The sequence below is a fragment of the Sedimenticola sp. genome (assembly GCF_050289425.1).
GTDB lineage: Bacteria > Pseudomonadota > Gammaproteobacteria > Chromatiales > Chromatiaceae > Sedimenticola.
In genome coordinates, this window is record NZ_JBNKFS010000006.1 from 144266 (window position 1) to 164743 (window position 20478).

Consider the following 20478-nt stretch of genomic DNA (forward strand, 5'->3'; position numbering starts at 1 on the left):
CGACTCACCGGCTGACGGAATTAAAAAACACGCAACGGCCACAGGGGACAACACGATCAGCGCCGAGTGTGGCACCGCCCCGGTGCCCACTTAACGAATGGGGCAAAGGGACCGCGGATTAACCGGCGGCCACGGCGGTCGCTCTTCTTTTCGTTTTAGCCTTCTTCTCGATCGCCAACCCGCCCCACATGCATGCGATCACTTCGTCATAGTAATGGGGAAGCGGTGTCTTAATCACCCCGTCAAGGCGTAAATGGATCATGCGAATCGCTCCACCGAAAACCGTGGCGGCCACCACCCAGGGATCCCCCTGACGGATCTCCCCAGCCTCCATGCCCTGTTTAACGATGTTGCGCATCGCCTCGAACGGGGTGGAGCTGCAGATTGGCGGTTCATCCGGCAAGAACTCCCGATGCTTGGCATGCAACATGTACTCAATGATATTGCGTCGACTTTCGGTGTATTCGAACAACAGGGCAATGATCCGATTACAGCGTTCCCGATTGGTCAGGTCTTCTTCAATCACCTGCGTAATCATCTCTTCAAACTCATTCAGCAAGTGGTAGTAAAGCGCCTTGGCGACCCCCTCCTTGCCACCGAAATGTTTGTAGATAGAACCGATGCTGACCTGGGATTCCCGCTGCACATCGTGCACCGAGACATTGTGAAATCCCTTTTCGACAAACAGGTCCAGCGCCGCCGTGAGGATACGGCAATCCAGCGGTTCAGGAGTGGGAACGGTCTTATTCAGGTAGGGCATGCAAGCTCCGCAACGATGGGTCTTTATCGGCTGATTATACATAGCATAGTAAAAAATTTGACAAGAATGAACATTCGTTCTACTTTTTTACTGAGTATAAAAAAAGACCCAACGGAGGATATACAATGAACAAGAGAAGAGAGGCGAGCCGTTCCCGGCCCGTTGCACTAGCCGCCGCCATCGCTTTAACCCTGTCATTGGCCGGCACCCCGACCCAAGCGGATGAAACCTGCCAGTCACCCTACATGGCCAAGATCACCGGACAGGAAGATTTTGTTTACGTCTGGACCCTCGGCGTGGAAGGGCTCGGTGACGGGCAGGACAAACTGGTCACGGTCGACGTCAACCCCCAGTCAGCCCACTATGGCCAGGTGGTGGCCACCCTATCGGTAGGCGGACGCAATGAGGCCCACCACTCGGGCTTCACAGACGACCGCCGCTACCTCTGGGCCGGCGGCCTGGATACCAACAAGCTGTTTATCTTTGATGTAGCGACCAACCCGGCCAAGCCGACCCTGCACAAAGTGGTGACCGATTTTGTCGACAAGAGCGGCGGCGTGGTCGGACCCCACACCACCTATGCCCTGCCCGGCCGCATCATGATCACCGGTCTCTCCAATAACAAGGACCATGGCGGCCGCACCGCACTGGTGGAGTACACCAATGAAGGTGAATATGTCGCCACCCACTGGATGCCTACCGATCAGAACCTGCAGGGGGCGGAAAAGAGCGGGCAATTTGCCGACGGCTACAACTACGATGTGCGTGTTCTGCCGCGTCGTAACATCATGCTCACCTCTTCCTTCACCGGCTGGTCCAACTACATGATGGATTTCGGCAAGATGCTGCAGGACAAGGAGGCGATGAAACGCTTCGGCAATACCATGGTAGTTTGGGATCTGCACAGCAAGCAGCCGAAAAAAGTGCTCGACGTCCCGGGCGCCCCGCTGGAGATCCGCTGTGCCTGGCAACCCAATCACAACTGGTGCGTCACCACCACAGCGCTCACCTCGAAAATTCACCTGATCTATGAAGATGACAAGGGGGAATGGCAGAGCAAGGCGGTGGCCGATATCGATGATCCGTCGAAGGTGCCGTTGCCGGTGGATATCTCCATCAGTTCGGATGACAGCCACCTCTGGGTCAACACCTTCATGGACGGCAAAACCCGGCTGTTTGATATGACCGACCCGCACCATCCCAAGCAAGTCTATGAAAAGGTAATCGGTCGTCAGGTCAACATGGCCTCCTCCAGTTGGGATGGCAAGCGTATCTATTACACCTCATCGCTGTTAGCCAACTGGGACAAGAAGGGTGAAGACAACGAGCAGTACTTCAAGAGCTTTGTCTGGGATGGCAATAAGCTGGTGGAGAAGTTCTCTATTGACTTCAATGCGCAAAAACTGGGGCGCGCCCATCAGATGCGCTTCGGTGCCTATTCGCTCTACAGTGCCGCCAAACCCGACGTAAAGACGGCCGTAGCAAAACTGCAAACCGGTGACTGATATCCCTAACCCAACAGGCCGGATGCGCCACCGCATCCGGCCTGTAAGCAATCCGGGAGATCAGATGCTGCTCCGATGCTTAATGCTTTTCACGGTTTGGCTGTGGTTTAACCCCAGCGCGATGGCGGATACCACTCACCGCACCACGCCGTTGGCGGTCGGCTATGGCGGACTGGGTTACCCATTACCTGCAGTGGGCAGTTACAGCCTACCCAGTCTCGGCACAGCAGCCGATGGAACCGTGCTGGATGCCGAAGGTCGCCCGCAACAACTGCATGACCTGTTTGCGGACAAGTATGTACTGCTGGGTTTTATCTATAGCCGCTGCAGTGACGTGAACGGCTGTCCGCTCACCGCCCACGTCTTTTACCAGATCAAAAGTGCCATGCAGGAGGATACGCAACTGGCCGACCGGCTGAAACTGATCAGCCTCAGCTTTGATCCGGAGTCAGACACACCGGAAGCCATGCAACGGTACGCCAACAACTTCCGTTATGCCGGCAGTCGCGGCGACTGGCAATTCATCACCACCGTCTCGGAAAAAAATCTGGATCCTATTCTTGATGCCTACCATCAACCGGTTCAGCCGGACTTGACCAGTGACGGCAATCGTCGCATCAGCTATTCCCACCTGCTACGTGTTTACCTGATCGATCCCGAAAAGCGCATACGCAACATTTACAGCGTGGGATTTCTCCACCAGGCGCTGGTTCTGAACGATATCAAGACGCTACTCAAAGCTGACCCTGCGTCCGCCCTTGTCGCATCCAAAACCCAACAGGCGTTACACCTGTCGCAACCGGGTGATGACAAAACCGGTTACGAAAAAGCCAGCTATACCACCCGTTCCCGCGCGCTGGAAATGCGGCGAGGCAAACAGGCCGACTTGCTACAGCCGTTAACACAAGCGCCATTGGGACTGCCCCCCATACCGGAGCCGGCTGACAATCCGATCACCCGGGATAAAGTCGCACTGGGTCGAAAACTCTTCTTCGATCGACGCCTCTCACTCAACGACACCTTTTCCTGCGCCATGTGCCACATTCCGGAGCAGGGGTTCACCAGCAATGAACTGGCCATGGCGGTCGGCGTCGAGGGGCGTAGCGTGCGGCGCAACTCACCGACAATCTATAACACCGCCTACGCCAAACTGCTGTTTCATGACGGTCGAGAGGATAGCCTGGAACAGCAAGTATGGGGACCGCTGTTGGCGAAAAATGAAATGGCCAATCCCTCGGTCGGTTACCTGCTGAATAAAATACGCCACATCGGGGATTACCAGGCTCTGTTTGAGACAGCCTTCAACGGCAAGGGCATCTCCATGGAGACACTGGGTCAGGCGCTGGCCAGTTACCAGCGGACCCTGGTATCCGCCGATTCGGCGTTTGATCGCTGGCATTACGGCCGCGACTCGAATGCACTCTTACCACAGGCACAGCAGGGGTATGCACTGTTTACCGGCAAAGCGGGCTGTGTCGCCTGCCACCGAATCGGTGAACGGTACGCCCTGTTCACCGATCACAGCCTGCACAACACCGGTGTCGGCTATCGTCAATCGATGGGTATCCGGCCGGCCAAGGAATCGGTACAGATCGCCCCAGGCGTGCGCATCAATATTGATCGAGCGCTGATTGAACGCGTCGGTGAACAAACGCCCGCTGACGTGGGCCGTTATGAAGTGACACAGAATCCCCACGACCGCTGGAAATACAAGACGCCGAGTCTACGCAATATTGCCCTGACCGCGCCCTATATGCACAACGGTTCACTCAGTACCCTGCGCGACGTGGTGGAGTTCTACAATAACGGCGGCGTGAAGAATGAACGGCTCGACCCCCTGATCAAACCGCTGCAACTGACGGAGCCGGAGAAGCAGGCTTTAGTCGCCTTCCTGCAATCACTGACCGGTAGTAATGTGGACCGGATCGTAGCCGATGCCTTTGCAGCGCCTATTGGCGATCCAAACCCGGTTCATGGCACTAGGGTAGAGGTACGCTGAATGGGTAAACTGATGCGTTGGCTGTGGGTTATCGGCCTGTTTTCGATCTATCACACCGGACTGGCGGCGATGGGAGGTGATTTCACCCTAACCGATCAGCAGGGCAAACCGTTTCAACTACAACAGTTGCGCGGCAAGGTGGTGCTGCTCTCTTTCGGCTACACCTACTGTCCTGACATCTGCCCCACCGAGCTGGCACGTATATCCAGCGTACTGAACGGTTTGGGAGGCGACGCCGATCAGGTGCAGGGCCTATTCATCACGCTCGACCCAGGACGTGATACCCCACCGGTATTGCAGGCTTACCTGAATTACTTCAATCCATCCCTGATCGGCTTGACCGGATCGGACGCAGCCATTAGCCAAGTCGCAACCGCTTATCACGTGGCGTTCCAGAAACAGGCGCAACCGGATGGCGATTACAGCCTGGATCACTCCGCCAACCTGTACCTCATCGATCGTAACGGACAGCTATTCGGCATGGTGCCCTACGGCCTGCCAGCCGCACATGTGTTACAGGTGGTGCGATCACTGCTTGATGGCTCAACGCAATAAACGGCATGGGCAAGCCAGTCAGGAACACGCCGTCTCACACTGATAGGACAAAGATAGGGATAAACAGACACGTAAGATAGGCACATCTTTTAAATTCCCCCAACCCACTTCCCAGAAAAGCGGGAACAGGGGGACAACCGCTATTTTTTATCAGCACAACATCATCGAAAAAAGGAGTATGCCGTATGAAAGCCAAAGCCGCCGTGGCCTGGGAAGCAAAAAAGCCGTTATCGATCGAGATGATCAATGTGGAAGGCCCCAAAGAGGGGGAAGTGTTGCTGAAGGTGATCGCCTCCGGCGTCTGCCATACCGACGCCTTCACCCTCTCGGGTGACGACCCGGAGGGTGCCTTCCCCTGCGTGTTGGGACATGAAGGCGGTTGCGAAGTGGTGGAGTGCGGACCCGGGGTGAAGGAGCTAAAGCCGGGCGATCACGTAATCCCGCTCTACATACCGGAGTGTGGCGAGTGCGAATACTGCCACTCCCCCAAGACCAATCTCTGCCAATCGATCGCCGAAACCGTCTGGACCGGCTACATGCCGGACCGCACCCGCCGCTTCTCCATGAACGGCAAACCAATCTACCACTACATGGGCTGCTCCACCTTCTCGGAATATACCGTGGTGCCCGAAATCGCGCTGGCCAAAGTTAATAAAGAGGCACCGCTGGACAAGATATGCCTGCTCGGCTGCGGTGTTACCACCGGCATCGGCGCGGTGCTCAACACCGCCAAGGTGGAAGCCGGTTCAACCGTCGCCGTATTTGGGCTGGGCGGCATCGGCCTCTCCTGCATTCAGGGGGCAGTCATGGCCAAGGCGGGGCGCATCATCGCCGTCGATATCAACCCGGACAAATGGGAGATCGCCAAAGCGCTGGGGGCTACCGATTTCGTCAACCCCAAAACCCTGAGCGGCAGTGTCACCGAAGCGATTGTCGAGATGACCCGGGGCGGTGTCGACTACTCCTTCGAGTGCATCGGTAACGTGCATGTCATGCGCGAGGCGCTGGAGTGCTGCCACATGGGCTGGGGCGTCTCCACCATCATCGGTGTCGCCGGAGCCGGACAAGAGATCAGTACCCGCCCCTTCCAACTGGTGACGGGACGCACCTGGAAAGGGACCGCCTTCGGCGGCGTCAAGGGGCGCAGTGAACTGCCCGGCTATGTGGATCGCTATATGAACGGTGAAATCGAACTCGACAGCATGGTGACTCATACCATGCCGCTGGAGGAGATCAACCGTGCCTTTGAGCTGATGCACAACGGCGAAAGCATCCGCTCCGTCATCATCTTTTGAGGCCGTGGCATGAAACAGATCGAAAGCATCAAGGAGTTCGGCGGTTGGCTAAACCGCTATCAACATTATTCGCAAAGCTGTCACTGCGACATGACCTTCTCGGTCTACCTGCCGCCCCGGGCGGAGACAGAAAAGGTACCGACCGTCTATTGGCTCTCCGGACTCACCTGTACCGATGACAACGTGCGCACCAAGGCGGGCGCACAACGTTACGCCTCAGAGCTGGGCATTGCCCTGGTGATACCCGACACCAGCCCGCGCGGTATCGAGGTAGCCGATGAACCGGAGCGTTACGACCTGGGCCAAGGTGCCGGCTTCTATGTCAACGCCACCCAACTCCCTTGGTCACGCCATTACCGGATGTACGATTATGTGACCCGGGAACTTCCCGCACTGATCGAGGGCGAGTTGCCGCTGATCCCCGACTATCGATCGATCACCGGCCACTCCATGGGTGGACACGGGGCGTTGATTTGCGCACTCAAGGAGCCGGGCTTTTACCGTTCCGTCTCCGCCTTTGCACCCATCTGCCATCCAACAGCGTGCGGTTGGGGTGAAGGCTGTTTCAGCGCCTACCTGGGTGATGATATTGAGACGTGGAGGCAGTATGACGCAACTGAACTGATCAAGGCCGGTACGGCATGGCTACCAATGCTGATCGACCAGGGGACCGGCGACGAATTCCTGGCCGACCAGCTCAATCCATCCGACCTGCAAGCCGCCTGTGAAGAGCGGGGCATCCCCCTCACCCTGCGCATGCAGGAAGGCTACGACCATAGCTACCACTTCATCGCCACCTTCATCGGGGAACACCTGTCCTATCATGCCGCTGCATTGAGGAAATAGCTCCTCCGTCATGGGGGCCTATCCGATTATGGAAAGGTCCCCATGTTTTTCCCACTCTATAAATTATTCCAGAAAGTCCAGATAGTGCGCGCCACCCAAACGACGCACTTCATAGCGGATATCCTGCGCTCTTTTTCTCACATAATCGGAGGGGGGGGCAGCCCGCATCTGTTTCGGGTTTGGCAACACCGCCGCCAGCAATGAGCTATCAAGCAAGGTGAGTCGACTGGCGGGTTTGCCAAACAGGCGCTGGCTCGCAGCTTCTGCACCATAAACACCGGGAGCAAATTCGGCCACGTTTAAATAGATCTCCAGAATCCGCCGTTTCGGCCAGAGACTCTCAATCAGTACGGTCAGGTAAGCTTCGATTCCCTTACGCAGATAACTCCGTTCTCCCCACAGATAAAGGTTCTTCGCAACCTGCTGGCTTATAGTGCTGGCCCCGCGGATCTGTTTACGCCGGGATGATAGCGCATCCATGATCGAATCCAGATCAAAACCGTAGTGTCTGGGAAATTTCTGGTCCTCGGAGGCGACAACAGCGATTGCCAGTTGCGGGGAGATTCGTTCAAGCGGCGTCCAACGATAGTCAACCTCATTGCCTGTCGTCCAACGCTCGGTCATCATAAAAGCACTGGTAGGTAGTGCAAACCAGCGCCAAGGCAGTACCACCAGCACACCGAGTAACGTGATGCTCAGCAGAAGGAAAAACATCCACCGTAGAAGACGGTATCTCCATTTTGACTGGGTACGCCGTTTTGTTTTGGTTGACCGCATGATGATGCTAAAAAAGCCGCTTCCATTTGGAAACCAATAATACCCGAGCCAGTCCCTTCAGTACCAACTGACTTTGCAAGGTGTTGCATTCCGGATTCGCGATACACAGACGAGTCATGAAGGCATTTAAATCCCCATAAATTATTCGAGCGGACACCCTCGTACCGGGGTTCGTCATTCACCTCAACCTACACTATTCTTGGGAACGGCCACCGATAAGAATCCGCGATCTTTCATCTACTCTCAAGGGTGAGAGTTGGGAAAAAGCCCAGCGTTAACAATAGCAACACCACCCACAATATGTTTTCCAGCGTTTCGGTAATAGACTGAATCTTTTTTTATGGCGCCGTATATATGCACGATAAGCATGAAGGAAAAAACCGCCACCAGCAGTTCGAAAACAAATACCAAAGCTTCACCCGTTAGCGCCGCCCTTAGCGCCAGCCATTCAACGATACAGATAAACGCCCTCAAACAGCGTCCAAAATAGACCATCAAATCTGTTTCTTGTGGAATTTTCCATTGCATCGATCTGGCCCATACCAGGGGCTTTATAAAATCGGTAATGCAAAAAATAGCGAAGTTAAAAAGGTGAAAATCAGCAGGTAGGTTTGGGCATGCTGACTCCATATACCGATCATACAACTCTCCTTACCTTTATATAGCATTTAGGCTAAAGGACCTTACGCCCTGCCGATGCTTTAACTATGCTTGAAGGGCTCCCTTCGGCGGACACGATAATCTATTTTGCGGCGTTGTTCTCGGGCACATACACCATCGAGCCATCTTTCAGACGATAGGCGATACCGGCTCTGACCCCGCCACCCGAGCCACCGGCCCCGTCAGCCCGGAAGCGTTCGATCTTGGCGCCATCCTTGACTATCAGTTCCATATTCTCACCGCCCGGGTTGCGAATCACCGTCACCTTGTCGGCGCCATAGGGTGAGAGCGGACTGTTGGCGACCGTCAACAGCAGGGCGGCGATCAACACCAGGAAGACATCAATCAGATTGACGACCGACAGGATGGGATCTTCATCGTGGCCGTCATCCAGCAAGCGGTTTGGCTGCATCAGAACGCCTCCAGGCATCGTTTGCTCAACTCGGCCAGGTCGCGGGCATACCAGCGTCGACGCAGGTTGAGAACGGTGTAGGTGATGGACGCCGCCACCAGTGCCAGGATCACAGCGGAGAAGGCGATGGCCAGCGCCTGGGACACATCGGCCAGTTGACCGTTGCCCAGCGCACGCAATGCCGGTCCCAGCGGGATCATGGTGGCGACCAGTCCCAGCATGGGGGCAACCCGGGTAACGATGCGTGCGATATCCAGGCGCTGAATGGCGATGAGTTCGAGTTCGCCCCGGCTGAGTTGCGGCTGGCTTTCCCACAGTTCGATGAGCTCGAAGCCGGCCATGCTGCCGGTGCGGCGTTGCCAGCCTTGCCAAAGCAACGCACCCAGGGCGTAAAACGCGTAAGCGAACAATAGCAGTATGGTTAACAGAACCGGAGCCAGGAAGATCTGGCCCATCTGATACATCGTTGTGTCGAGCGAGGTAATCATACATGCACCTCCGGACGGGGCCGCCGCGCACGATGCATAGCGCCGGCTATGACCAATGCCACAACCAACCAGACCAGTGGCGTCAAAGACACGGCGAATGCCGGCTCAGCTGTCGCTGGCTGAACGGGCTTCAGCTTTTGGCCGGGCACTCCCCGTGCGGCAAGTTGATCGGCCACTGAGCGTCCCTGCAGGTCGCGATCGGCGTAGTGGTTACCGGTCTCCAGAAAGGTCTGTGCATCCACGTCGCCTTCGGCCGCCGCTTCACGAAACCACCTCATGGCTTCAGCTTCGTTACGCTCCACGCCCCGGCCCAGGTAGAGACTGGTGGCCCAATGCAATTTACCCAAGGTAGCGTAATCTTTGTCGTCACTATGCGCCGCGCGGCGCAACAGCTCGGCAGCAGCGGCTTCGTCCTTTTCGGTACCGGCGCCCGCTTCAAGCAACAGTGCTTTCCAGATCATGGCGCCCACGAAACCGGCCTCGATGCATTTATCCATGATGACGTGGGCGGTGGCATGATCGCCACATTTTTCCGCCCAGTAGCTATAGGCGCACATGGTATTGCTGGCCGGCTGGCGAGCCCAGTACGCCACTGACAAGTCACTGATCTCGCCATTTTCATCGACTGGACCGCCGCAAGAGGTGGGCGGGATTACGGCTTTGGCCGATGTGGCCAGCAGCGAGGCAGCGATGAGCGTGGCAACGCGTACCCGGGTGACAAAAGCGGACATGGATGACTCCTCGGTAGTGGTTACTGCGCATCATCCTAGTCGGCCGGGTGGCACGAAAAAAGCGCCTGCCGCGGGGTCGGGCAGATTGCCCGGGTCATCTCGGGTGGAATCCCCAGCCGCTACCGGGGTCAGTCGATCAAACCGTGGCGCGCGGCGATCCGGGCTAAATCCATATCGTTCTGGGCGCCCACCTTGGTCTTGATCTGGTAATGGTAATTCTGCACGGTCTTGGGGCTGATCGACAGCCGCTGGCCGATCGCGTCATGACTCTCACCATCGAGCAGCATACGCAGCACTTCAAATTCACGCGGGGAGAGTTCGCGTAGCGGATCCGGGGTTTCGTCAAGTAGAGCCATGGCCAGCTCCGGTGCGATATCGGGGCTGAGCACCCGACTGCCGGCCGCCACCTTGTATACCGCCTGTACCAGTACGCTCGGCTCACTGCTTTTGGTCACGTACCCCAGGGCACCGGCCTTCAGCGCTTGAGCGGCAAACAGCGGTTCACGGTGCATGGAGAAGGCGAGGATGCGGGCATCCGCATCACGCGCCTTGATCCGGCCGATAAGTTCCACACCACCCATATCCGGCAGTGCAAGATCGAGAACCACCACATCCGGTTTTTCACGCCGAAAGGCTTCGAGCGCCTCATTGGCGGCACCGGCTTCGGCTACGATGGTGAGGTCGCCGCGGCGTTCGAGAAGACGGCGGTAACCTTCACGAACCACAGCGTGGTCATCAACCAATAACAGTCGGATCATTTTCAACCCTCCTCCGGTTCGCTGGCTGGCTTGGGGAAATAGGCCTCTAGCGCCATTCCACCGGGTGATTGCGGGGTTAAAGAAAAACGACCGCCCAGCGCTTCTACCCGTTCGGTCATGCCCAGCACGCCCAGACCAGTTCCGCTATTGTCCCGGTGACCACTGTTTCCGTCGTCGACAACCGTCAGGTGAACGCCGCTTTCATTCTGTTCAAGCTTGACATCGATATGTGCCGGCCGGGCATGGCGTAGCGCGTTGTTCAGCCCCTCCTGGATGATGCGATACAGACTCACGGTCAGGTCATCAGGTAACGCGTCCACCTCGCCCACCACCGACAATTCGAACAGACAGCCCGGCCGGGTACGCCGGGCGCTCTCCATAAGCTGTTCGATACTCGCAAGCAGACCGAATTCATCCAGCGCTACCGGTCTGAGCTGATGCAGTATGCGCTGCAGATTCTCCATCATTTCGGCGGCAATCCGGCCGATGGCGGAGAGCGAGGTTTGCAGTTCAGGAAACCGGTCACCGGCATCCTCTGCCGCCACGTTGGCTTCAGCCCGGATGGAGGTCAGGCATTGGCCGAATTCATCGTGCAGCTCACGGGCGAGGCGCCGCCGCTCTTCCTCGCGCACGGAAAGCAAGTGCTGGGCGAGCTGGCGCTGGCGCCGGTCCGTGCGCTGCAGACGCTCGGCCAGATGGTCGAAGCCGGTGGCGATACGTCGTAACTCAATCAACCGTGGTTGCGGCATACGTACCGATAGGTCGCCGGCCTCGAGCCGAGTGATGGTATCGAGGATACGGTCGGCTGGGCTTAGGGCGCGTCGCACCGGCAGGTAGACAAGCAGGTTCAACAGCAGTACGCCGACGGTAATCGCCAGTACCAGCCTAAGCTGCGACCACAACTCCGCGGCTTCGCTGTCCACATCGGGGGTAAGCATAAAGTCACCCAGCTTAATGCCGGGATAGAGCCGAACCTGTCCGCTAAAGCGTGCTTCGGGTGCGATCCACCGGGATAGCAGCGCACGTACCCAGTCGGGCGAGTGGGCGGAGCCGGTCCCGAAGCATTGCTGTATTGTCTTGCTGCCGTAGATGTCCTGCACGCTGATACACAGCTTGAGCAGCAGACCCAGCTCCTTGAGCATATCCAGTTGCAGGCTTTCGATATGGCGTTCGAAACCGCGGCGCTCATCATCCAGTTGCTGTGATATGAGCTGTTCAATGATGGCACCACTGCGCGTGACATGTTGGTGAATGCGCTGGGCCGCCTGGTAAAAGGTCATGGCACTGGCCAATACGCAGATCAGACAGGCGAAAAGCGTTACCCGCACAATCAGATGACGCTTGAGATCAAAGCCGGGAGTGGCAACGCGCGATTGTTCCGTCATTGCCGTCATATTCCATCCGGTGCAGTGAAATGGCTAGGAAAAGACACGACCGAAGCGCTCTTGAACGGCCTTGAAGCCGATAATGGTTCGGTATGAGAGAGGCATGATCTTGGCTCCAGACGATTATTGCCACATTTGACATGGTGCCAGTCCGGAGACTTGCCTGCCGTAGGACTGATGACTGCCAGGATATGGGCAAATTGCCCGCGTTTTCACCGTACCAGATTGTAACATGCACCAAAGACACGAAAAGGTATCGACCCGTTTATCTGTCCCCGACACCAAGATTTGAGAAAAAGCCAATATGTAGAGACAGGGGATCCGGAAGCAGTCCGCTGACAAATGCAAACAAGTAGCCGCTTCACTTAGCCTCTACATGTCGCAAAAAATGGCGGCAATCGGCTATCCGAATTTTTTCAGGCAGTCCTTAATATCCTACCTATACTCTTTAAACATACCCGGGATCGAAGCGTGTTAAGAAGTAGGCAAAGGGACTTTACTCAACCTTTTTAATACAGGATTACTCACTGAATTCGCTACGGACTGCAACGGTTCCGGTAAGGCAGTCGTCGCCATCAAAAAGTCGAACTGCGCTGGAGACGTCTCCCAGGGACCCTGGTTACGGGCGTCTAGATTATCCATTTCACCGCAAGAATATCACCAATGGAGGCAACCATTATGTCCAACACAATTTCTTGGAATCTACAACTATCGGTTCGGGAAGGACGTTTAGAAGAGGCCCGTCAACTGATGAGTGAAATGGTCGCGGCTACCCGGGAGGAATCGGGTGCTGAAGGCTATGAATGGTTTTTGAGTGCGGACGGCACCACCTGCCATATCAACGAACGCTACACTGACTCCGATGCGGTCATGGTACATCTCGGTAATTTTGGAGCAAATTTTGCGGAGCGTTTTCTGGCATGCTTTGCCCCAACCTCACTATCAGTCTATGGCCAACCTAGCGATGAGGCACGATCGGCACTGGATGGCCTCGGAGCCGCTTACCTCGGCTGGCTAGGTGGATTTACCCGCTGATACACGCGTCCCTATTACCTTAGCTATTTGGCAGGGAAGCCTTAACGAGGTATGGATTGTTCGCAGATAAGGTGAGCCAATTTTTTAGGTGTCGGGGCGTCATATCATTAAAAGATTTGATAAGACATGACGAATACATCCTGTCGATACAGTTAGTGCGCCGACAGCGAGTGCTCACAACCGCGTAACCGATCGTACCAATCCGCCGCTATTTCCAATCTATAATTTATACATCATTCGCAGCACCTATCGCTCTCGTTGTGGGCCCCGCCTTCATGCGAATGCACTACCCGTTTGAACAGGGGGATTAACGATGTTTGATCCGATCACCATCCCCTATGGCGTCGTCATGTTATTCAATGTAGTCAAGCTTAAAGAGGGCATTCAAAACGATGATGTGGAACTGGCACTCGGTGAAATGTGCAACACCGTCAAGAATACCTATGGCAATAAAACAGGCGGCTTCATCGGCGGCCAAGTATTCGAATACACCGGCTTTGTCTCCGCAGAGGGATCATTCGATCCTGACCGGAAGTCGGAGGAGCATCTTGTGATCATCACCTATTGGCATTCTTTCGAACAACATGAACGTTCCCACGCCGACCATGCATTTAAAGAAAAATTCAGGCAACTGACCGAGTACTGTTCTGACACCTACGAACTGGGTTATAAAATGCTCTGGCAAGGGATGGCGGATTGAATCGGCACACCGACCACGGACCGCTCCATCTGGTTGCCGGGCACCGTGACACCTGCCATTTTCCGGTCGCGCCATCGCTATGACTTGGTTACCTGAAGAGACACCAGGCAGCGGGTATTTGACTTGGTATGCGTCGGCCAGGCCCTTTCGGAGAGGATCGATTACAAACGCTATCGAAACCTCAACCTAAGCACGCCTGGCTGGACAGGGATAGCGACAAACCGGTTCCGGCTGGAGTTATGCCGTGTGTAAAAGGGTGGCCCAGACAGCCTGTTTTCGAATCCGAAAGAAGTGACTATTTCTATTATTCGGATTTCCTTGATATATATCAATTGTGTAAAGTTAGTATGGATGGTGAAATCATCGCCTTTGAAAGGCGATGCCATATTTCCCTATTGATGGTAACGCGCGATAAACCGCTAACAATCCCGTCGCTCCGCAGATGACTCAATCATGATTATGACTTTATCGATAGAAACGCTTCGCCGGATACCGGCACTCCTGTTGTTGGGTTTCACTGTTGGAATGGCCTATGCGCAATCGCCTGCACCGGACCTCGCTACACAGCAGAGCATCATTCACGAACTGGAACCACGCATCGACGCACTGAAAAGCGACCCCAAACAGCTCGCTCAGATGATTGATGAGGGAAGAAGCAGAACTATACTCTGCCGCACCTGCCACGGAAAAGAGGGTATTGCGGTCAAGGAGATGGTACCCAATCTCGCCGGCCAAAACCCGGTTTATATCGTGGATCAATTCCAGCGGTTTGGCGACGGTCGCCGCTATGACTACCTGATGAGCGGACTGGCCAAAAGCTTTAGTGATGAAGACAAAATCAAAATAGCGCTGTTCTATTCCACGTTGAAGCCGCAGGCATCGCACGACGGGGATCCCGCACTCATCCCCGAGGGGGAGAAACTCTTCACCACCATCTGTAGCGAATGCCACGGCAAGGACGGGCATGGACAGAAGGGCTATGCGCGCCTGGCCGGTCAGCGCACCGATTATGTCGTAAAGATGCTGAAAGAGTTTCGCGACCGCACCGGCCGACGCAGCAATCCCTGGATGACGGCCGTCGCCTTCAAACTGAGTGAACAGCAGATGCAGGCTGTCGCCTCTTACATAGCCAATCTCGAATAGTCGTTAGGACTGAGATGGCGTCACACTGATGACCATTACATAAAAACACGCAGAAACGGTGAGCGCGATACCCCTGTCACGCCACATAGGGCGGGACGCTATGTCCGGGAATCAGGCAAAATAGGGCTATCAGTATCGGTCAGAGGATAGATTTGCTCACATTGGTACACAGCACCTTCCGGCCGGGTATCACTGGAATAGAGCACAAAGGCATCAAAACGGATTGGCCCCAACAGAAACGCTTCATGCTGTTTTAGAAATCGGGCAATCCGCGATTGGGGAACGCCCTGTTTACAACGTGCCAAGGTAACGTGGGGACGAAAGCGCTTGGTATCGTGCGGGAGCCCCGCCTGCTCCAATACGGCCACCAGCCGTTGTCGTAACACCATCAACCCGTCACAAGGTGCCACACCCGCCCACAATACACTTCTCCCGGAGAACCGATGCTGGCCGACCCCTTTAAAGAGGAGCGAAAACGGCTGAGCCTGTAAAGGTGACAGCGCCTGATGCACCGACTCCATCTCCGCCTTGCCGATAAAACAGAGCGTCAAGTGCAATCCCTGCCAACTGATCGGACGCAGGCCCGCACCCGCTTTCGGCTGGATAGATACCAAAGCCTCTTTGACCGGATCGGTGAATGTCAAAGCCAGGAACAGGCGTTTCATATCAGCGGCGACTCAGCAGAAAGCATTGGTAATAACAGAGCACTGAAGGCACGCAACAGACAGATCCGACCAAATCATCAATTTGAAAAAAGTCCGCCTTTTTAACAGACATGGATTCAATCAAACACCACATAGTCCCACGTGCGCTGGTTTTTATTGTCAGAATTTACTCTGCAAAACCATCAGGGCACCTTTGTGCTCCATTTTTACCCGGCTGAGGAAACTCATGCCGAGCAGTACCCGGTGCGGGCTGTTTCCCTCGACCACGACCGCCTCCACATTCTGCAGCGCCAGCTCACCCACCTGCACCTCATCCAGCGTGACAGAGTAGGCACGGGCGAACCCCGAGGCAGTGCGTACACCGGTCTTCTCTCCCCTCACCCGATAGGGGATGCCCAGGCGCCTCGCCTCCACCTCACTCATGGCGACGCTGGTCGCGCCAGTATCCACCAGCATATCGACCATGCGGCCGTTGATGCTGCCGACGGTATTGTAGGAACCCTTGGCATCGGCCCAAATCTGTACCTCGGCCATGCGCCGCTGGGTAAATGTACCGCCAACCTGTGACCCCAATCCGTAGCGATCGCGCTTGCCATCCACCTCGATCACGGCGCCGTTGGCGTCGGCCGAGACCAGCAGCACCCCTTCCGGGCTCCTCTGTCCGGCCCGCAACAACCGCTGTTTGCCATCGATTTGCAACATCGCCTTGTTGGCAAACAGGGCCATGACCTGGATCTTTTCCACCGCCGTTGCCGATGTTGAAACGAGACACACCAACAGAAAAACGTGCAGCGGAAGTCGGCTGGAAGATTGAAAATGGTTCATAGTGCTCCTTGTCGGCCCGACACCCGGTGTTGAGGATTAGATTAGCAGATGAACCGCCAGCTGGATGAGAACGAAACCATAGACTCCTGCCAATACGTCATCCAGCATAATGCCCAATCCGCCGGAGACTTTCCGATCCAATAATCCGATCGGCCAGGGTTTCAGGATATCGAAAAAGCGAAACACGCAAAAACCGGCCAGCAGCCACTGCCATCCCTGAGGCGCCATCCACATGGTGATCAGGAAACCGACCCACTCATCCCAGACGATGCCGCCGTGATCATGCACCCCCAGATCCCGGGAAGTACGGCCACACAGCCAGATGCCCAGCAGGAACAGCAGCACCAGCAGTGCCAGATAAGGCAGATTGGCCAGGGGCTGAAGCAGCAGATAGAGGGGTACGGCCGCCAGGGTGCCAAAGGTGCCGGGCGCCTTGGGGGCCGCACCGGAACCGAGGCCGAAGGCCAGCAGATGGATCGGGTTGCGCCAGTTAGGCCGGGGTTTAGGGTTTGCGGAAATGGTCATATCCCTCCCGGGCGACGGCAACGGGGTGACCCGCGTCATCCAGACAACGGATGCCGTTACCGGCCTCGATCTCCCCGATCAGACTCAACGGGACATCCAACGTTTGCGCCACCGCTTCCAGCTGTTGTCGTCGATCGGCCGGTACGATCAGACAGAGTTCGTAGTCATCCCCGGCGGCGAGCGGAATCGACCAATCCCCAGTCGCCCGAAGATAGTCTGTCACCGGATCGGAGAGGGGAATGGCGGCCTGTTGGAGCACGGTGCCCACCCGGCTTTTATCGCAGATATGCCCCAGGTCGGAGAGCAGGCCATCAGAGATATCGATAGCGCCGGTAGCCAAACCGCACAGCGCCTGTGCAACCGCCACGCGAGGCTCCGGCCGGTCCAGGCGCTGCTGCAGGAACACCGATTGATTCCCCGGGTTATAACCGCTTTGGGCGGTCAGCAGGGCCAACCCGGCGTCACCCAGGGTACCGGTCACATAGACCAGGTCGCCCGCTTTCGCCCGATCCCGCCGTAACGCCTTGTCTGGATCAACGAAGCCGTGCACCTGGACCGAAATACTCAGCGGACCACGCGTTGTGTCCCCGCCTACCAACTGGATCTGGTAGCGGGTGGCCAATCCGGCAAAACCGCGGCAAAAGGCCTCGATCCACACCTCGTCCACGCGAGGAAGTGTCAACGCCAGCGTCACCCAGGCCGGCTCGGCCCCCATCGCCGCCAGATCGCTAAGATTGACCGCCAGCGACTTATGCCCCAGCGATTCCGCATCGACTCCCGGAAAAAAATGGGTGCCCTCCACCAGGGTATCGATACTGACTGCCAACTGCTTACCCACCGGCACCTGCAACAAGGCGCAGTCGTCCCCCACCCCCAACAGCACATCGGCACGTACCGCACCGAGGCGGGAAAAGTAGAGGTCGATCAATTGGAATTCGGAGGTCGGCATGATTTCCTGGTAATAGCCGGCGCCCAGCTATCAAGGGAATGAAAAACACTATCGAACCGCGAAAAACACGAAAAACGCAAAAATCCCCCGCATGTCGCTCATCTATAGCGTGTAGGGTGCACACGTTGTTTGTGCCCACCCTACCAGGTGCTCAGGAACTTTTGTGTTTTTCGCGATTTTCGTGGTTAAAAACAGAGCACCTCATCAGGCGGACCGTGCCCACCGCTACTTCTTCAGCTCGCCCGCACGCAGCTGGCGGGCCAGCTTATCCAATACACCGTTGACGTATTTGTGTCCCTGCTCGGCACCAAATACCTTGGACAGTTCAATCGATTCGTTGATGATTACCTTGTAGGGTACATCCAACTGGTAGCGCAGTTCAAAAGCACCGAGGCGCAGGATCGCCCGCTCGACCGGATCGACGCTCTCGATGGACCGGTCTAGAAAGGGGCCCAGCAGTTCATCCAGTTCATCCAGATGGGCCGGCACCCCGTGCAGCAGGGCTTCAAAGTAGGCCAGCTCAAAGCTGTCCGCCTTCTGATCCGCCACAAATTGGTTACGGATATCCTTGATATCCTGCCCGGCGACCTGCCACTGGTAGATGGCCTGTACCGCATGGTGCCTGGCTTGGCTTCGTTTTTTGCTCATTCAGTCGATGCTCGTTCAGTCGATCTGGCGCAGAACATTGACCATCTCGATAGCGGACATGGCTGCTTCCGCCCCTTTGTTGCCGGCCTTGGTACCGGCCCGTTCGATCGCCTGTTCGATAGTGTCCACGGTCAACACGCCGAAAGCAATCGGTACTTGGTGCTTAAGGGTGACCTGGGCCATGCCCTTGACGCACTCGCCGGCGACGAAATCAAAATGGGGGGTTCCGCCCCGGATCACCGCACCCAGGGCAACGATGGCATCGTAGCCGCCCTTGGCGGCCAGCTTCTCCAGCACCAGTGGCATCTCGAAAGCGCCGGGCACCCGCACGATGGTGATATCGGCCTCATTGGCACCGTGTCGTTTCAGGGCATCGATCGCCCCATCCAGCAAACTCTCCACGACAAAGCTGTTGAAGCGTGCCACCACCAGGCAGAAACGCGCGCTTTGTACCGTTAGTGAACCCTCTATGGTTTTTATAGCCATCTCTTCATACAACCTTATATTGCGGGAAAATTCCCGATTGGATTATTTAGCAGGGCGGCGGGACGCCTGCCCCTATTCACAGGCCACGTACTCGACAATCTCCAGATCGAAACCGGAGATGGCGTGCAGGCTCTTCGGCGCACTCAACACGCGCATCTTTTGTACGCCCAGATCGCACAAGATCTGTGCACCGATACCGTAGGTCCGCAAGTGACGCTGGGCGTCCCGGGGCGGCACATTCTGGTCCTTGTCATGGTACTGGAAATCCCGCATACGCTGGATCATGTCCCGGGTGGTGTCGTGGTTGCGCAGCACCACAATGATTCCGGCACCCTCTTTGGCGATCTGGCGCATGGCATTTTTCAGCGGCCAACTGCAACTGGCGTGGTTGGTCGAGAACAGGTCACACAGGGTGTTTTGCATATGCACCCGCACCAATACCGGCTTCTTGGCATCCACCTCACCGATCACCAGGGCCAGGTGCAACTCGGGATCGACGCAATCCTGATAGGCCACCAGGCGGAAATCACCATACTCGGTCGGTAGCGTACATTCGCTGACCCGCTCGATGGTCTTTTCATTACTGACCCGGTAGTGGATCAGGTCGGCAATGGTGCCGATCTTCAGGTTATGTTCTGCGGCAAACTTCTCCAGATCGGGCCGGCGGGCCATGCTGCCATCTTCATTGAGGATCTCCACAATCGCCGCCGCCGGACTGAAACCGGCCAACCGGGCCAGATCGCAACCGGCCTCGGTATGACCGGCGCGGACCAATACACCGCCCGGCTGGGCCATCAGCGGGAAGATGTGTCCTGGCTGCACCAGATCCTGCGGCATCGCATCCTCTTTCACCGCCGCCAGCACCGTGGTGGCACGATCGGCGGCGGAAATGCCGGTGGTTACCCCGTCTGCCGCCTCAATGGAGACGGTAAAATTAGTAGCATGCTGGGATTCGTTAACCCCGACCATCAGTGGCAGCCGCAACTGCTGGCAACGCTCTTTGGTGAGGGTCAGGCAGATCAGTCCGCGCCCGTAGCGGGCCATGAAGTTGATCGCCTCGGGCGTCACCGCCTCGGCCGCCATCAGCAGATCGCCTTCGTTCTCGCGATCCTCGTCATCCATAATGATGACCATCTTGCCCTGGCGGAGATCGTCAATAATTTCTTCTGTCGTATTGAAAGCCATAACAACTACCGTGCCTCGAAGCACCGAAAAATAGCAGAAAAGTGTAACAAAGCCGGGGGAAACACCCAAGACATTAAATGTTGATGGGCGGATGGGCCGCGTTTATGCCACCCCGGGTCCGTGTACGCGCGGCGATCGGCCTCCTG

At 56.4% G+C, this 20478-nt stretch carries 23 protein-coding genes; 8 read left to right on the forward strand and 15 right to left on the reverse strand.

Going from position 1 to position 20478, the window contains the following annotated elements:
• Positions 1-118: 118 nt before the first annotated feature.
• Positions 119-760, reverse strand: coding sequence for a TetR/AcrR family transcriptional regulator (locus ACQY5R_RS06115; protein ID WP_428605840.1), 642 nt, complete (start codon positions 758-760; stop codon positions 119-121).
• A 125-nt stretch (positions 761-885) separates the two neighbouring features.
• On the opposite strand from ACQY5R_RS06115, the gene ACQY5R_RS06120 reads away from it, so the two are divergent.
• The 5 genes from ACQY5R_RS06120 (at position 886) to fghA (ending at position 6960) form a co-directional block, all read left to right on the forward strand.
• Complete coding sequence (locus ACQY5R_RS06120; RefSeq protein ID WP_428605843.1) at positions 886-2265, forward strand: selenium-binding protein SBP56-related protein; 1380 nt, start codon at positions 886-888, stop codon at positions 2263-2265.
• Positions 2266-2329: 64 nt separating this feature from the next.
• A complete protein-coding gene (locus ACQY5R_RS06125) occupies positions 2330-4264 on the forward strand; it encodes a cytochrome c peroxidase (RefSeq protein WP_428605846.1) in 1935 nt (644 codons plus the stop codon).
• Positions 4265-4819 carry an SCO family protein gene (locus tag ACQY5R_RS06130; RefSeq protein ID WP_428605849.1) on the forward strand — a complete coding sequence of 185 codons (555 nt, stop codon included), beginning with the start codon at positions 4265-4267 and terminating at the stop codon, positions 4817-4819.
• A 185-nt stretch (positions 4820-5004) separates the two neighbouring features.
• On the forward strand, positions 5005-6114 hold the full coding sequence (locus ACQY5R_RS06135; RefSeq protein ID WP_428605851.1) for an S-(hydroxymethyl)glutathione dehydrogenase/class III alcohol dehydrogenase: 1110 nt from the start codon (positions 5005-5007) through the stop codon (positions 6112-6114).
• 9 nt (positions 6115-6123) lie between these two features.
• A complete protein-coding gene (gene fghA, locus ACQY5R_RS06140; protein WP_428605853.1) occupies positions 6124-6960 on the forward strand; it encodes an S-formylglutathione hydrolase in 837 nt (278 codons plus the stop codon).
• Positions 6961-7023: 63 nt separating this feature from the next.
• On the opposite strand, the gene mtgA is transcribed toward fghA, so the two are convergent.
• From mtgA to ACQY5R_RS06175, 7 genes are all read right to left on the reverse strand, one after another.
• On the reverse strand, positions 7024-7674 hold the full coding sequence (gene mtgA, locus ACQY5R_RS06145; RefSeq protein WP_428605855.1) for a monofunctional biosynthetic peptidoglycan transglycosylase: 651 nt from the start codon (positions 7672-7674) through the stop codon (positions 7024-7026).
• Positions 7675-7980: 306 nt separating this feature from the next.
• Positions 7981-8265 (reverse strand): hypothetical protein, encoded by a 285-nt coding sequence (locus ACQY5R_RS06150; RefSeq protein ID WP_428605858.1) that lies wholly within the window; start codon positions 8263-8265, stop codon positions 7981-7983.
• A gap of 214 nt (positions 8266-8479) precedes the next feature.
• Positions 8480-8809 (reverse strand): DUF2149 domain-containing protein, encoded by a 330-nt coding sequence (locus tag ACQY5R_RS06155; RefSeq protein ID WP_428605859.1) that lies wholly within the window; start codon positions 8807-8809, stop codon positions 8480-8482.
• The gene (locus ACQY5R_RS06160) at positions 8809-9297 is read right to left on the reverse strand and encodes a MotA/TolQ/ExbB proton channel family protein (protein ID WP_428605862.1); all 489 of its coding nucleotides are present in this window, start codon (positions 9295-9297) and stop codon (positions 8809-8811) included. Before ACQY5R_RS06160 ends, ACQY5R_RS06155 begins: the two co-directional genes overlap by 1 nt.
• Positions 9294-10028: a hypothetical protein gene (locus ACQY5R_RS06165; RefSeq protein ID WP_428605864.1), complete on the reverse strand. Its 735-nt coding sequence runs from the start codon at positions 10026-10028 to the stop codon at positions 9294-9296. Before ACQY5R_RS06165 ends, ACQY5R_RS06160 begins: the two co-directional genes overlap by 4 nt.
• A gap of 128 nt (positions 10029-10156) precedes the next feature.
• Entirely contained in the window at positions 10157-10786 is a 630-nt protein-coding gene (locus ACQY5R_RS06170) for a response regulator (protein WP_428605867.1), read from the reverse strand.
• Positions 10787-10788: 2 nt separating this feature from the next.
• A complete protein-coding gene (locus tag ACQY5R_RS06175; protein WP_428605870.1) occupies positions 10789-12171 on the reverse strand; it encodes a histidine kinase in 1383 nt (460 codons plus the stop codon).
• Positions 12172-12849: 678 nt separating this feature from the next.
• On the opposite strand from ACQY5R_RS06175, the gene ACQY5R_RS06180 reads away from it, so the two are divergent.
• The 3 genes from ACQY5R_RS06180 (at position 12850) to ACQY5R_RS06190 (ending at position 15049) form a co-directional block, all read left to right on the forward strand.
• Complete coding sequence (locus tag ACQY5R_RS06180) at positions 12850-13206, forward strand: putative quinol monooxygenase (RefSeq protein WP_428605873.1); 357 nt, start codon at positions 12850-12852, stop codon at positions 13204-13206.
• 313 nt (positions 13207-13519) lie between these two features.
• Entirely contained in the window at positions 13520-13906 is a 387-nt protein-coding gene (locus ACQY5R_RS06185) for a ligand-binding protein SH3 (RefSeq protein WP_428605876.1), read from the forward strand.
• A 453-nt stretch (positions 13907-14359) separates the two neighbouring features.
• Entirely contained in the window at positions 14360-15049 is a 690-nt protein-coding gene (locus ACQY5R_RS06190; RefSeq protein ID WP_428605878.1) for a c-type cytochrome, read from the forward strand.
• Between the two features lie 98 nt (positions 15050-15147).
• Here the strand turns inward: ACQY5R_RS06190 and thpR are convergent, their stop codons facing one another.
• The 7 genes from thpR to ribBA all read right to left on the reverse strand — a co-directional run bounded on the left by thpR (position 15148) and on the right by ribBA (position 20332).
• Positions 15148-15714, reverse strand: a complete 567-nt coding sequence (gene thpR / locus ACQY5R_RS06195) for an RNA 2',3'-cyclic phosphodiesterase (RefSeq protein ID WP_428605880.1) — start codon at positions 15712-15714, stop codon at positions 15148-15150.
• Positions 15715-15873: 159 nt separating this feature from the next.
• Positions 15874-16539 (reverse strand): retropepsin-like aspartic protease family protein, encoded by a 666-nt coding sequence (locus tag ACQY5R_RS06200; RefSeq protein WP_428605882.1) that lies wholly within the window; start codon positions 16537-16539, stop codon positions 15874-15876.
• Positions 16540-16575: 36 nt separating this feature from the next.
• Entirely contained in the window at positions 16576-17064 is a 489-nt protein-coding gene (locus ACQY5R_RS06205) for a phosphatidylglycerophosphatase A family protein (protein ID WP_428605885.1), read from the reverse strand.
• Positions 17042-18013 carry a thiamine-phosphate kinase gene (gene thiL / locus ACQY5R_RS06210; protein ID WP_428605888.1) on the reverse strand — a complete coding sequence of 324 codons (972 nt, stop codon included), beginning with the start codon at positions 18011-18013 and terminating at the stop codon, positions 17042-17044. Before thiL ends, ACQY5R_RS06205 begins: the two co-directional genes overlap by 23 nt.
• 225 nt (positions 18014-18238) lie before the next feature.
• Positions 18239-18661, reverse strand: a complete 423-nt coding sequence (gene nusB / locus ACQY5R_RS06215) for a transcription antitermination factor NusB (RefSeq protein WP_428605890.1) — start codon at positions 18659-18661, stop codon at positions 18239-18241.
• Positions 18662-18676: 15 nt separating this feature from the next.
• Positions 18677-19147, reverse strand: coding sequence for a 6,7-dimethyl-8-ribityllumazine synthase (ribH, locus tag ACQY5R_RS06220; RefSeq protein ID WP_428605892.1), 471 nt, complete (start codon positions 19145-19147; stop codon positions 18677-18679).
• Positions 19148-19219: 72 nt separating this feature from the next.
• Positions 19220-20332 carry a bifunctional 3,4-dihydroxy-2-butanone-4-phosphate synthase/GTP cyclohydrolase II gene (gene ribBA, locus ACQY5R_RS06225; RefSeq protein WP_428605893.1) on the reverse strand — a complete coding sequence of 371 codons (1113 nt, stop codon included), beginning with the start codon at positions 20330-20332 and terminating at the stop codon, positions 19220-19222.
• Positions 20333-20478 lie beyond the last annotated feature (146 nt).

Excerpts from the sequence above, each read along its gene's own strand:
- ACQY5R_RS06115 (WP_428605840.1), bottom strand. The coding sequence starts at position 760 with ATGCCCTACCTGAATAAGACCGTTCCCACTCCTGAACCGCTGGATTGC.
- ACQY5R_RS06120 (WP_428605843.1), top strand. The coding sequence starts at position 886 with ATGAACAAGAGAAGAGAGGCGAGCCGTTCCCGGCCCGTTGCACTAGCC.
- ACQY5R_RS06125 (WP_428605846.1), top strand. The coding sequence starts at position 2,330 with ATGCTGCTCCGATGCTTAATGCTTTTCACGGTTTGGCTGTGGTTTAAC.
- ACQY5R_RS06130 (WP_428605849.1), top strand. The coding sequence starts at position 4,265 with ATGGGTAAACTGATGCGTTGGCTGTGGGTTATCGGCCTGTTTTCGATC.
- ACQY5R_RS06135 (WP_428605851.1), top strand. The coding sequence starts at position 5,005 with ATGAAAGCCAAAGCCGCCGTGGCCTGGGAAGCAAAAAAGCCGTTATCG.
- fghA (WP_428605853.1), top strand. The coding sequence starts at position 6,124 with ATGAAACAGATCGAAAGCATCAAGGAGTTCGGCGGTTGGCTAAACCGC.
- mtgA (WP_428605855.1), bottom strand. The coding sequence starts at position 7,674 with ATGTTTTTCCTTCTGCTGAGCATCACGTTACTCGGTGTGCTGGTGGTA.
- ACQY5R_RS06150 (WP_428605858.1), bottom strand. The coding sequence starts at position 8,265 with ATGCAATGGAAAATTCCACAAGAAACAGATTTGATGGTCTATTTTGGA.
- ACQY5R_RS06155 (WP_428605859.1), bottom strand. The coding sequence starts at position 8,809 with ATGCAGCCAAACCGCTTGCTGGATGACGGCCACGATGAAGATCCCATC.
- ACQY5R_RS06160 (WP_428605862.1), bottom strand. The coding sequence starts at position 9,297 with ATGATTACCTCGCTCGACACAACGATGTATCAGATGGGCCAGATCTTC.
- ACQY5R_RS06165 (WP_428605864.1), bottom strand. The coding sequence starts at position 10,028 with ATGTCCGCTTTTGTCACCCGGGTACGCGTTGCCACGCTCATCGCTGCC.
- ACQY5R_RS06170 (WP_428605867.1), bottom strand. The coding sequence starts at position 10,786 with ATGATCCGACTGTTATTGGTTGATGACCACGCTGTGGTTCGTGAAGGT.
- ACQY5R_RS06175 (WP_428605870.1), bottom strand. The coding sequence starts at position 12,171 with ATGACGGAACAATCGCGCGTTGCCACTCCCGGCTTTGATCTCAAGCGT.
- ACQY5R_RS06180 (WP_428605873.1), top strand. The coding sequence starts at position 12,850 with ATGTCCAACACAATTTCTTGGAATCTACAACTATCGGTTCGGGAAGGA.
- ACQY5R_RS06185 (WP_428605876.1), top strand. The coding sequence starts at position 13,520 with ATGTTTGATCCGATCACCATCCCCTATGGCGTCGTCATGTTATTCAAT.
- ACQY5R_RS06190 (WP_428605878.1), top strand. The coding sequence starts at position 14,360 with ATGATTATGACTTTATCGATAGAAACGCTTCGCCGGATACCGGCACTC.
- thpR (WP_428605880.1), bottom strand. The coding sequence starts at position 15,714 with ATGAAACGCCTGTTCCTGGCTTTGACATTCACCGATCCGGTCAAAGAG.
- ACQY5R_RS06200 (WP_428605882.1), bottom strand. The coding sequence starts at position 16,539 with ATGAACCATTTTCAATCTTCCAGCCGACTTCCGCTGCACGTTTTTCTG.
- ACQY5R_RS06205 (WP_428605885.1), bottom strand. The coding sequence starts at position 17,064 with ATGACCATTTCCGCAAACCCTAAACCCCGGCCTAACTGGCGCAACCCG.
- thiL (WP_428605888.1), bottom strand. The coding sequence starts at position 18,013 with ATGCCGACCTCCGAATTCCAATTGATCGACCTCTACTTTTCCCGCCTC.
- nusB (WP_428605890.1), bottom strand. The coding sequence starts at position 18,661 with ATGAGCAAAAAACGAAGCCAAGCCAGGCACCATGCGGTACAGGCCATC.
- ribH (WP_428605892.1), bottom strand. The coding sequence starts at position 19,147 with ATGGCTATAAAAACCATAGAGGGTTCACTAACGGTACAAAGCGCGCGT.
- ribBA (WP_428605893.1), bottom strand. The coding sequence starts at position 20,332 with ATGGCTTTCAATACGACAGAAGAAATTATTGACGATCTCCGCCAGGGC.